Origin of the sequence: Streptomyces sp. NPDC050658, assembly GCF_044457025.1 — a bacterium.
GTDB lineage: Bacteria > Actinomycetota > Actinomycetes > Streptomycetales > Streptomycetaceae > Streptomyces.
The window spans coordinates 174,295-186,121 of record NZ_JBITGM010000004.1; the positions used below are offsets into that span (position 1 = coordinate 174,295).

Consider the following 11,827-nt stretch of genomic DNA (forward strand, 5'->3'; position numbering starts at 1 on the left):
TCAGCTGCTGAAGAACTCGCTGACCTGCCGCGCGAACTGTCGCGGCCTCGCCTCGTGCACCGAGTGCCCGACCGGGATCGTGATCAGCCGGCAGTCGGGGATCGCCGCGACCAGGTCGGGAATCCGCACCTGCGACATGCTGCTGTCCGGACCTCCCGCCACGAACAGCGTCGGCGCGACGATCTCGCCGAGCCGCTCGGCCCACTCGGGGTCCGGGTCGTCGACCTGGCCGCGGATGGCGGGGACCACGGGCCAGTCGTAGTCGACGGGGCCGTCGGGGCGCTGGACCTCGACCGGTTCGCGCGGGAAGGGCGGCGGCGCCTCCTCCAGGACGAGGCGTTCGACGCGGTCCGGGTGCTCCTGGGCCAGCAGATAGCCCACGACGCCGCCCATGGAGTGGCCGACGATCCCGACGCGGTCGAGACCCAGTTCGTCGAGGAAGCCGAGCACGTCGTCCCGCATCAGCTCGAACGCGTACTCCTCGGGCCAGTCGCTCTCGCCGTGCCCGCGCAGGTCGAGCGCGTAGACCCGCCACTCCTCGCCGAGGATCCGCCCGACCTCGTCCCAGGCCGCCGCCGACCCGCCGAGCCCGTGCAGCAGCACGACCGGGGCTCCGTAGGGGTCGCCCCAGCTCCGATAGGCCAGGCGTACGTCGCCCACATCCACCACCGCGTGATCTTCCATGGCTCCGACGCTACCGGTTCAAGTCGTCTAGACCTATTGAGCCGTCACGCGTTCCCATGCTAGAAAGCGCTTGCTCTCACGAGCGGCCGCTCTGGTATCTCCTCGTACCCCCCTTTCCTCGCACCCCCCCTTTCCCCTCCCCCTCACCTCCCTCCCCCCGCCACCATCGGAGACCCCATGCAATCTCCTTGGTCCCGCCGCTCCTTCCTGATCTCCACCAGCACCTCCGCGCTCGCCCTGACCGCCTCGGGCCTGCTGCCCTCCCAGGAGGCGGCAGCGGCCGACGCGTACGAGGCGCTGCGCGCCAAGTGGCGCACGCTCGTCCTCGGCGAGGGATTCACGCCCACCGCCGAGCCGTTCAAGACCCGCCTCGCCGAACTCGGCGCCACGGCAAGACAGTTGCGTACGACGATGGCGCCCGCCGAAGGGTCCCTGTGGCCCGACGCGTCCTACGCCGACCCCGAGCCGGACACCGACCAGGAGTCCTACGGCTATTCGGCGAACATGGTGACCGGCTACAGCAGGCTCAACACCATGGCGCAGGCCTACTGCCAGGAGGGCACGGGCCTGACCGGCGACGCGGGCCTCAAGGCCGACATCCTGACCGGCCTGGACCACCTCTACACGCAGGTCTACAACGAGAACCAGGCCCGGTTCGGCAACTGGTACAGCTGGCAGATAGGCGCCCCGCAGGCCCTCCTGGACGTCTGCGTCCTCATGTACGAGCACTTGCCGGCGACTCAAGTGGCCAACTACTGCAAGGCAGTCGATCACTTCGTCCCCGACTCCGCGGTGGGCAGCTACACCGGCACCAGCACCGGCGCCAACCGCGTCGACCTGTGCCGGGTGCTCGCGCTGCGCGGTGTCGTCGGCGGCAGCTCCGCGAAGATCGCCCTGGCGAGGGACGCGCTGTCGCCGGTGTTCCCGTACGTGACGAAGGGCGACGGGCTCTACACCGACGGCTCGTTCATCCAGCACACCACCGTGCCCTACACAGGGTCGTACGGATCGGTGCTGCTCGGCGGTCTCGGGATGCTCTTCGCGCTGCTGCGCGGCTCCAGTTGGGAGGTGACCGACACCAAGCGGCAAATCGTCTTCGACGCCGTGGAGAACGCGTGGGCGCCGTTCCTCTACAACGGTCTCGTCATGGACGGCGTGGCGGGCCGCGCCATAAGCCGCGGTCTCGCCGCGTCGGACGCGAAGAAGATCCAGGCCGACGACCACCGGCGCGGCCACCCGATCATGGCCGCGATCGTGCTCCTCGGCCAGGGCGCGAGCGCGGCGGAGAACGCGCGCTGGCGCGGCCTGGTCAAGGGCTGGATCCGGCGGGACTACTACAGCCCGCCGCTGAGCGACGCGACACTCGGCCTGACAAGTCTGGCCCGGCTCAAGGGAGTCGACGACGACACCTCCGTGAGCCCGGTCGCCGAGCCCACCGGCCACCGCCTCTTCGCCGACATGGCCCGCGCCACGCACCGGCGCCCCGGCTGGGCGGCGTCGATCAGCATGGCGGATCCCCGCATCACGCACTACGAGACGGGCAACGGCGAGAATCTGCGCGGCTGGCACACCGGCTCCGGAATGCTCTACTGGTGGGGCGAGACGTACGCCAACGGGCAGTACAGCGACGCCTTCTGGCCCACGGTCGACCCGTACCGGCTGCCCGGCATCACCGCGTCGCGCAAACCGCTCCCCGACGCGGCGGGCGGCGACTGGGGAGCCTCGCTGCCGGACGTGAAATGGGTGGGCGGCGCGAGCGACGGCCAATGGGCCGCCGTCGGGCAGTACTTGAAGGGACTGCAGAGCACGCTGCGGGCGAAGAAGTCCTGGTTCTGTCTGGACGACACGATCGTCTGTCTGGGCGCGGGCATCGTCTGCACGGACGGCGCGGCGGTCGAGTCGACGGTCGAGAACCGCAACCTCGGCCCGACGGGCACGGCACCCTTCCAGGTCGACGGCGTCAGCAAGCCGACGGCCGCCCCCTGGTCGGCGACCCTGCCCGGCGCCAAGTGGGCCTACATAGGCGGTCACGGCGGCTATGTCTTCCCCGGCGGCTCGACGGTGAAGGCGGCGCGCGAGCAGCGCGCCGGCAAGTGGAGCGACATCAACAAGGGCGGTGCCACCACCGCGCTCTCCCGCACGTATCTGACGATGTACGTCGACCACGGCAGCGCGCCCACGAACGGAACGTACGCGTATCAGCTGATGCCGGGGGCGTCGGCCGCGCAGACGGCGGCCCGGTCCACGGACGCGGGGTGGCTGCGGATCCTCGCCAACTCCGATCAGCAGCAAGGGGTTTCTGTGCCCTCGCAGGGGTTCACCGGGGTGAACTTCTGGTTCGGCGGTACGGCGGGCGTGCTCACCGCGAGCGCGCCGTGCTCCGTACAGATCAGCGAGCGGGGCGACGGCACCGCGGTCGTCTGCGTCAGCGATCCGATGCGGGCGCAGACATCGCTGACGGTCACCTGGAACCGTGCCGTGTCCGCGGTGACGTCCAAGCCGGCCACGGTCACCTCCGCGACCACGGGCGCCGCCCTGAAGCTGACGTTCGGGGATCTCAGCGGCACCAGGGGTGCGACCCAGCGGATCACCGTAAAGGTGGGGTGAGGCGGGACCTTCCGGGGGGGGAGCGCCGCGCTGGTCTGGGGGGGGCGGCGCGCCGGTCCGGTCCGGGTGACCGGCGCCGCAGCTCGGATCGTGCAGACTCGGCCGCGCCGCCGCAGTCCGAGCACCCCCCGGAAGGAAGCCCATGGCAGCCACCGCCCGCTTACCGCTGGAGCCCTCGCCCCTGCACGTACCCGACGGCGTCCTCGACGGTCTCAGGGCGCGGCTGCGCATGACGCGGTGGTCCGACGACGCGGGCAACGAGGACGGGTACTACGGCGTGCGCCGCGGCTACCTCCAGGAGCTGGCCGACCACTGGCTGCACGGCTACGACTGGCGCAAGGCCGAGGCCGCGATCAACTCCTTCGAGCAGTACCGGGTGAGCGTCGGGGGCGTACCGGTCCACTTCATGCGCAAGGCCGGTGTCGGCCCGGCCCCGACGCCGCTCATCCTCACCCACGGCTGGCCGTGGACGTTCTGGCACTGGTCGAAGGTCGTCGAGCCGCTCGCGGACCCGGCGGCCTTCGGCGGCGACCCCGACGACGCGTTCGACGTGATCGTCCCCTCGCTGCCCGGCTTCGGGTTCTCCACCCCGCTGCCCGACCACCCGGACATGAACTTCGTGCGGGTCGCCGACATCTGGCACACGCTGATGACCGAGACGCTCGGCCACGAGAAGTACGCCGCGGGCGGCTGCGACATCGGGGCTCTCGTCACGGGCCAACTGGGCCACAAGTACGCCGACGCGCTGTACGGCATCCACATCGGCTCGGCCCACCGGCTCGACTTCTTCACCGGCGACCGCGCCTGGGACCTGACCGGCGGCCGGCCGATCCCCGAGGGCTTGCCCGAGCCGGCCCACCGTCAACTGATCTCCCTGGAACGCCGCTTCGCCGCGCATCTCGCGGCGCACATGCTCGGCCCGAGCACCCTCGCCCACGCGCTGAGCGACTCGCCGGTGGGCCTGCTCGCCTGGATGCTGGAGCGCTGGGACAAGTGGAGCGACAACGGCGGCGACGTGGAGCGCGTCTTCTCCAAGGACGACCTGCTCACCCACGCCATAATCTTCTGGGTGAACAACGCCATCGGCACGTCGATGCGCTACTACGCCAACGCCAACCGCTACCCCTGGGCCCCCTCGCACGACCGGCGGCCGGTGGTGGAGGCCCCCACCGGGATCACGTTTGTCGGCCACGAGAACCCGCCCGGCGTCAGCACGCCCGAACAGCGCGTCCAGAACTGGCTCTCCGGTGACCGTGCCGACTGGTACCACCACGTGAACGTCACCGCGCACGAGAGCGGCGGCCATTTCATCCCCTGGGAGCTGCCCGACGCGTGGGTCGACGATCTGCGCCGGACGTTCCGCGGGCGGCGGCGGTAGACCACTCGCATATGCCCCGCCCCTAGCACCGATGCTTTCCGGTCGACCCCAGATTCCGGTAGAAATTCAAATCAACTGAAGCAGCAGGTCAAGCGGTTGTTTCTACTTGCACCACCACCTCCGGTCCACATGCTGGACATCCCTCGCGCACCCCTCACCACCCGCCCTGAGCTGCCCGAACAGGCATACGGCGACCGGTAATCGAACGCTTCCATCCGGAAATCGACCATCAACTTGTCGCTCACTCTCCGCACCGGCAAGACTCCCGTCCGCAACCAGCGACACACCCGCATCAAAGGAGACTTGACATGCGCTTCTTCCTCAAGACGGTCGGTGCCACCACCCTCGTGGCCGCCTGCGTGATGTCCGGGACCGCCGGCACGGCCCAGGCCAAGCCGACCGCCCCGACCGGCCTGTACGCGCCCTCATCACTGGTGCTCGCCGTCGGCCAGGGCAACGACTCCGGCACCGCGACCATCGAGCGCGCGGTGACCCTGACCTGTAGCCCCAAGGCCTCGGGGACCCACCCCGCCGCGTCCGCCGCGTGCGCCGAACTGAACACCGTGGACGGCGAGTTCGCCCAGCTGGTCAGCGCCTCGTCCGGTATGGCCTGCACCAGGGAGTGGAAGCCCGTCGTGGTCACCGCCGACGGCGTCTGGCAGGGCAGACGAGTCGCGTGGTCCGCCACCTTCAGCAACTCCTGCGAGATGACCGCGCGCCTGTCGCAGGGTGCCGCCTTCTCCTTCTGACGTTCCCGCGCGCGATCGGCCGACTTCTCATGTCGGTCCGAGCCGGCCCGCGCCATCACCCTGCCGATCCTGCTGTCGGCCTCCGGTCCCCCGGAGGTCACCGCCGGGGTGTTCGAGTGCGTCTTCCACAAGGAGTACGGCCGCGCGATCGCCGTCCTGGCCCGTGTCTTCGGCGACATCGGCATCGCCGAAGACACGGGCCAGGACGCGTTCACCGAGGAGGTCCGGCGGTGGCCCGCCGCCGGGGTGCCGCCGCGTCACCACGGAGCCGGACCGGCTGCGCGGAGTGCTCGCCCTGATGCCCCTCTGATGCCGCCCCCCCCTGATGCTGCTCTCCGAGTCACGCCGGGCGGCCCGCACCGCCCCGGACGGCGCGGCGGTGCTCCTGGCCGACCAGGACCGCACCCGGTGCGACAGCGCCCTGATCGACGAGGGCCAGGCACTCGTCCGCTGCTGCCTGAGCCTGGGCCGGCCAGGGCCGCACCAGATCCAGGCCGCGATCAACGCCGTGCACAGTGACCCGCCGACGGCCAGATCCTCCGGCTGTACGACCAGTTGACGGCACTGGCCCCGAGCCCCGTCGTGGCACTCAACCGGACGGTCGCGGCGACCGAAGTCGAGGGCCCCGAGCGGGCGTTGGCCCTCGTCGACGATCTCACCCTCGACGGCCACCACGTCTGCCACTCCGAGCGGGCGCTGCCGGACCGCCGCCGTCAGGAGCCGGCCGGGGTCCTGACCGCCGCCTCCCGCGCGCCGCCGCTCAGCACCAGTCGGGGTCTCCGGCGGCCGGGGACGGCAGGCTCTCGATCTCCGTCTGGATCTCCCGCATGACCGCGACGACGCGCGCCTCGTGCTCATCGGTGAGCCGGGACACCGGGACCGAGCAGCTGATGGCGTCGACGGCCGGCGTGTCGTAGCGCAGGGCGAATCCGAAGCCCGCGATGCCGGTCACCGTCTCCTCGCGCTCGACGGAGTAGCCGCGCTCGCGCACCCCGGCGAGATCGGCGAGGAACGCGGCGCGGTCGGTGATCGTGTTCTCCGTGAGCGCCGTCAATGACCCGTCGGGGAACGGGAGTTGACCGTCGGGGCGTTCGGCCAGCAGTGCCTTTCCGAGGGCGCCCGCGTGGGCCGGGACCCGGCGGCCGACCCGGTTGATGGTGCGCGGGTATTCGTGCGACTCGCGGGTCGCGAGGTAGACGACGTACGGGCCGTCGAGCCGCGCCAGATGGATGGTCTCGCCCAGAGCGTCCGATGCCGCGTCCAGGTGGGGGCGGACGGCGCGCACCCGCCGGTCGCCGTCCAGATAGCCGGTGCCCGTCAGGAGCGCGCGGACGCCGATGCCGTACAGGGACCCCGTGGTGTCGGAGCGCACCCAGCCGCAGTCGACGAGGGTCTGCAGGAGTTGGTACATGCTGCTGCGCGGCACGGCGAGTTCCGCGGCGAGTTCGTCCAGGCGCGCCGGCCGGTCGCCCCGCGCGGCGAGCAGCTCCAGCAACGCGACGGTACGGGCCGCCGACTTCACCGAGCGGACGCCGCCGTCCGCTCCACGGACGTCTCTGCTCTCCGACATGCGGTCATCGTAAATCCGTTCGCCGCACCCATTGACCCATCAGGTTCACGAACTTAGCCTCCATTCTCATATACGAACGCCATCTGCATACAAGGACGGGATTCATGACACGGCCCACCATGCGGTCCCCGCACGTCACCCAGCGGCTGCGCGACGGCATGACACGCGGAGTGCTGTCCTTCCCGCTCACGAGCTTCCGGGAGGACGGCGCTCTCGACCTGACCGCGTACCAGGCGTACCTGACCGACCAGTTGGCGGCCGCGCCCGGCGCCGTCTTCCCCGCCTGCGGGACGGGCGAGTTCAGCGCGCTGGACGAGGACGAGTACCGCGCGGTCGTCGCCGCCACCGTCGAGACCGCCGGCGGACGGCTGCCGGTGGTCGCGGGGATCGGCTACGGCTGGGCGCAGGCACGGCGGTTCGCGCGGATCGCCGAAGAGGCGGGCGCGGACGCCCTGTTGGCGCTCCCGCACTATCTGGTCCGGGCCCCGCAGGACGGTCTGGTGGAGCAGCTGCGCCGGATCGCCGACGGCACCGCGCTGCCGATCGTCGCCTATCAGCGCGGCCCGGTCGCCTTCACCCCGGACGGGCTGCGGCGCATCGCGGAGATTCCGAACGTCATCGGCCTCAAGGACGGGCACAGCGACCTCGACCGGCTGCAGCGCCTCACGCTCGCCGCCCCCGAGGGCTTCCTCTTCTTCAACGGCGCCGCCACGGCGGAGATCCAGGCCCGCGCGTACGCCGCCGTGGGCGTCCCCGCGTACTCGTCGGCCGTGCACGCCTTCGCGCCCGAGATCGCGGGCGCCTTCTTCGCCGCGCTGCGGGCCGGGGACGACATGGCGGTGGACGAGCTGCTCCGGACCTTCTACGTCCCCTTGGTCGAACTGCGCGACCGGGTGCCGGGCTACGCGGTCTCGCTGGTCAAGGCCGCGGCCCGGCTGCGCGGTCTGCCCGTGGGACCGGTGCGCGCCCCGCTCACCGATCCGGGACCCGACGACCTCGCCGAGCTGGCGGAGGTGCTCGACGCCGGACTTGGCCTGGTCGGCGCCGTACGAGAGACGACGGCCTGACGCGAACCCCCGAGTCCGAACGCCGCCGCGCCCTGTGATCCACAGTTCGAAGGGGAACCGCCAGTCATGCCTCTCGTCGTAGTCGGAATCAGCGTTGCCGTCCTGCTCCTCCTCATGACCCGGCTCAGACTCAACGGCTTCGCCGCGCTGTTGCTGGTCGCGGTCGGTGTCGCGGTCGTCCGGGGCATACCCCTGGAAGAGATACCGGACGTCCTCTCGGAGGGCATCGGCGGCCAGATCGGCGACACGATGCTCACCATCGGGCTCGGCGCCATGGTCGGCCGGGTCATGGGAGACTCCGGCGCCGCACAGCGCATCGCCCGCAAGCTGCTCGACGCCTTCGGACCCCGGTGGGTCCAGGTGGCCATGGTCGTGACGTCGATGCTCATCGGCGTGACCATGTTCTACGAGGTCGCCTTCATCATCATCGTGCCCATCGCGTTCACGCTGGTCCGGGTCACCGGGGCGAAGCTGCTGTGGGTCGGCCTTCCCATGTCGATCGCCCTGTCGACCATGCACAGCTTCCTGCCGCCGCATCCCGGCCCCACGGCGGTGGCCACGACGTTCCACGCCTCGATCGGACTGACCCTGTTCTACGGCCTGTTCATCGCCGTGCCGGCCGGTGCGCTGGTCGCGCTCGCGTGGCCGCGGCTGCCGTTCATCAGGCGGATGAGCCCCGCCATCCCCAAGGGCCTGGTCAGCGAACGGGAGTTCACCGACGAGGACATGCCCGGTCTCGGCTGGTCGCTGTGCGTCGCCTTCTTCCCCGTCGTCCTGATCGCGGGCGCGGCGGTGACCGACATGGCGGCATCCGGCGACAGCGCGCTCCTGCACCTCGTCGCGTTCATCGGCTCGGCCCCGATCGCGCTGCTCCTGACGCTGGTCCTCGCGATGTGGGCGTTCGGGCCCCGGATCGGCCGGAGCCTGTCGGACGTCAGCGCCTCCTGCACGTCGGCGGCGCAGGCGATGGCGATGATCCTGCTGGTGATCGGCGCCGGTGGCGCCTTCAAGAACGTCCTCGTCGAGGGCGGCATCTCCGACTACATCAAGGACGCCACATCGGGCTGGTCCGTCTCCCCGCTGATCCTGGCGTGGTTCATCGCCGTCATCCTGCGGGTCGCGCTCGGCTCGGCGACCGTCGCCGTCGTCACGGCGTCCGGTGTGGTGCTCCCGCTCCTGGCGGGCAGCGGGGCGCACCCCGAGATGATGGTGCTCGCGGTGTCCTGCGGATCGATCGCCTTCTCCCATGTGAACGACCCCGGATTCTGGCTGTTCAAGGAGTACTTCAACCTCTCGGTGATCGAGGCCATCAAGGTCCGTACGACGTATACGACGATCCTGGCGATCCTCGGTCTCGGCGGTGTCCTGGCCGCCGAGTGGTCCCTGGACATCCTGGGCCTCTGACACCTCTCGCCTCTGCCCGACTCCCTTCCCACGCAAGGATGTTGACGCCCATGACCGAGCAGCACACCCCCGGCAGCGGCCACCGGCCGACCATCACCCGGTACGCCGTCTATCCCGTGGCCGGCCGCGACTGCATGGAACTGAACCTCTCCGGCGCGCACGGCCCCTACTTCACCCGCAACGTCGTCGTCCTCACCGACTCGGAGGGACGCACGGGCCTCGGCGAGGTCCCCGGCGGTGCGAAGATCACCCAGACCCTGCGGGACGCCGAACCCCTGGTGGTGGGTGCCAGAGTGGGCGACTACAAGCGCGTGCTGAAGGAGATCGGGGACCGTTTCGCGGGGCGCGACTCCGGCGGGCGCGGGAGCCAGACCTTCGACCTGCGGACCACCGTGCACGCCGTCACCGCCGTGGAGTCGGCACTCCTCGACCTCCTGGGCCAGCACCTGGACGTGCCCGTCGCGGCACTCCTCGGCGACGGCCAACAGCGGTCTTCGGTACGGGTGTTGGGGTATCTCTTCTACGTCGGTGACCCCGACCGCACCGATCTCGACTACGTCCGTGAGCCCGACGCGGCGGTCGACTGGCACCGCGTCCGGCACGAGGAGGCCCTGTCGCCCGAGGCCATCGTCCGGCAGGCCGAGGCCGCCCACGCCCACTACGGCTTCCGCGACTTCAAGCTGAAGGGCGGAGTGCTGCCCGGCGCCGATGAGGTCAAGGCCGTACAAGCCCTCAAGAACCGTTTCCCGGAGGCCCGGATCACCCTGGACCCGAACGGCGCCTGGTCCCTGGCCGAGGCGGTCGAGCTGTGCCGCCCCCTGACCGGCACGCTCGCCTACGCCGAGGACCCCTGCGGGGCGGAGGGCGGCTACTCGGGGCGCGAGATCCTCGCGGAGTTCCGGCGCGCCACGGGACTGCCCACCGCGACCAACATGATCGCCACGGACTGGCGGCAGCTCACCCACGCGCTGGCCCTGCAGTCGGTCTCCATCCCCCTGGCCGACCCGCACTTCTGGACCATGCAGGGATCGGTGCGGGTGGCGCAGCTGTGCAACGCGATGGGACTGACCTGGGGCTGCCACTCCAACAACCACTTCGACATCTCGCTCGCCATGGTGACGCACTGCGGTGCCGCGGCGCCCGGCGCGTACAACGCCCTGGACACCCACTGGATCTGGCAGGAGGGCCTGGAACGCCTCACGACCGCCCCGCCCCGCATCGTCGACGGCGAGATCGCCGTGCCCGAATCACCGGGCCTCGGCGTCCGGTTGGACATGGACCGCCTGCTCGCCGCCCACGACCTCTACCGGGAGAAGGCGCTGGGGGCGCGGGACGACGCGGCGGCGATGCGGTATCTGGTCCCCGGCTGGGAGTTCGACGCGAAGCGGCCCAGCCTGGTGCGCTGACCGGCGGCGTCCGTGCTCACCTCCGGCCGTTGACCGGCGGGAACAGCGTCTCCTGGGCGAAGCTCGCCGCCAGCGTGCCCTCGGTGGTGTACATGCCGCCCGTGTACCAGCCGCGGCCGTTCGCGACCGTGCGCGGGACCAGGTCGAGGAGGATCCAGGAGTCGAAGCGGACCGGGCGGTGGAACCAGAGGGCGTGGTCGAGGGAGATGCCCGCGTATCTGCCGCCGCCGCTGACCCCGGAGATGCCGGTCGACGCGTCGGACAGATACGTCAGGGCGCAGGCGTCCAGGAGCGGGCTTTCGGGGAGCGGGTCCTTCGTGCGCGCCCACAGGCGGGTGGGCAGTCCCCGGCCCCAGGGCTGCGTCTGTGCGGGCCTGCGCCATTCGAGCAGCGGGAAGCGGCCCAGCGCGAAGGGGTCCGACGCGTCCGGCGGCGTCGGGTCCTGCCACTCGCCGAGCTGGGTGTCCTGCCCCGCCGACGGCTCGGTGAAGGACGCCGTCATGGTGAAGATCTTCCTGCCACGCTGCCGGGCGACCACGCGGCGGGCGGCGAACGAGATGCCGTCCCGCTCTCGCTCCACCTCGAAGTCGACGGGGGTCGCGGTGTCACCGGGCAGCAGATAGGCACCGTGCAGCGCATGCGGGAGCTGACGCTCCGCCACGGTGAGACCCGCGGCGAGCAGGGCCTGGGCGGCGAGCTGACCGCCGTACAGGGAGAAGTCCTCCTTCACGATGACGGGGGCGCGGTAGTGGTCCGGTGCCGTCTCCTCCAGCACCAGCAGGTCGGACAGGGTGCAGCGTGCCTGAGTGGTCAACGGGCACCTGCCAGGCCCGCGTCGTGCACGCCTCGCGTGTTTCGGTCCACCGGCTCCTCCTTGATCCGAATGCCAGTCTGCCCCGCCGGGCGCGCCCGGCACCGTCCGCATGACGCACATCACAGCGGGCGGTGAGGGAGCGTCAGGG

General features: G+C 70.9%; 9 protein-coding genes and 1 pseudogene. 7 read left to right on the plus strand and 3 right to left on the minus strand.

The window, feature by feature from the left end:
- Positions 1–684, minus strand: coding sequence for an alpha/beta hydrolase (locus tag ACIBKX_RS16395; protein WP_363272563.1), 684 nt, complete (start codon positions 682–684; stop codon positions 1–3).
- Positions 685–861: 177 nt separating this feature from the next.
- On the opposite strand from ACIBKX_RS16395, the gene ACIBKX_RS16400 reads away from it, so the two are divergent.
- The 4 genes and pseudogenes from ACIBKX_RS16400 to ACIBKX_RS16415 form a co-directional block, all read left to right on the plus strand.
- Positions 862–3,291 (plus strand): polysaccharide lyase 8 family protein, encoded by a 2,430-nt coding sequence (locus ACIBKX_RS16400; RefSeq protein ID WP_363272564.1) that lies wholly within the window; start codon positions 862–864, stop codon positions 3,289–3,291.
- 142 nt (positions 3,292–3,433) lie between these two features.
- Positions 3,434–4,669, plus strand: coding sequence for an epoxide hydrolase (locus ACIBKX_RS16405; protein ID WP_363272565.1), 1,236 nt, complete (start codon positions 3,434–3,436; stop codon positions 4,667–4,669).
- A gap of 308 nt (positions 4,670–4,977) precedes the next feature.
- Positions 4,978–5,418: a subtilase-type protease inhibitor gene (locus ACIBKX_RS16410; protein WP_363272567.1), complete on the plus strand. Its 441-nt coding sequence runs from the start codon at positions 4,978–4,980 to the stop codon at positions 5,416–5,418.
- Between the two features lie 322 nt (positions 5,419–5,740).
- Positions 5,741–6,249 (plus strand): annotated as a pseudogene (locus ACIBKX_RS16415) (DUF6596 domain-containing protein); the annotation flags it as partial.
- Here ACIBKX_RS16415 and ACIBKX_RS16420 read toward each other — a convergent pair.
- The gene (locus tag ACIBKX_RS16420) at positions 6,179–6,988 is read right to left on the minus strand and encodes an IclR family transcriptional regulator (protein ID WP_363272570.1); all 810 of its coding nucleotides are present in this window, start codon (positions 6,986–6,988) and stop codon (positions 6,179–6,181) included. The pseudogene ACIBKX_RS16415 and the gene ACIBKX_RS16420 overlap by 71 nt on opposite strands.
- Before the next feature lie 104 nt (positions 6,989–7,092).
- Between ACIBKX_RS16420 and ACIBKX_RS16425 the strand changes: the two genes are divergently transcribed.
- The 3 genes from ACIBKX_RS16425 (at position 7,093) to ACIBKX_RS16435 (ending at position 10,865) form a co-directional block, all read left to right on the plus strand.
- On the plus strand, positions 7,093–8,055 hold the full coding sequence (locus tag ACIBKX_RS16425) for a 5-dehydro-4-deoxyglucarate dehydratase (RefSeq protein ID WP_363272571.1): 963 nt from the start codon (positions 7,093–7,095) through the stop codon (positions 8,053–8,055).
- A 66-nt stretch (positions 8,056–8,121) separates the two neighbouring features.
- Positions 8,122–9,459, plus strand: coding sequence for a gluconate:H+ symporter (locus ACIBKX_RS16430; RefSeq protein ID WP_363272572.1), 1,338 nt, complete (start codon positions 8,122–8,124; stop codon positions 9,457–9,459).
- Between the two features lie 50 nt (positions 9,460–9,509).
- The gene (locus ACIBKX_RS16435; RefSeq protein ID WP_363272573.1) at positions 9,510–10,865 is read left to right on the plus strand and encodes an enolase C-terminal domain-like protein; all 1,356 of its coding nucleotides are present in this window, start codon (positions 9,510–9,512) and stop codon (positions 10,863–10,865) included.
- 16 nt (positions 10,866–10,881) lie between these two features.
- On the opposite strand, the gene ACIBKX_RS16440 is transcribed toward ACIBKX_RS16435, so the two are convergent.
- Entirely contained in the window at positions 10,882–11,679 is a 798-nt protein-coding gene (locus tag ACIBKX_RS16440; RefSeq protein WP_363272574.1) for an acyl-CoA thioesterase domain-containing protein, read from the minus strand.
- Positions 11,680–11,827: the final 148 nt, after the last annotated feature.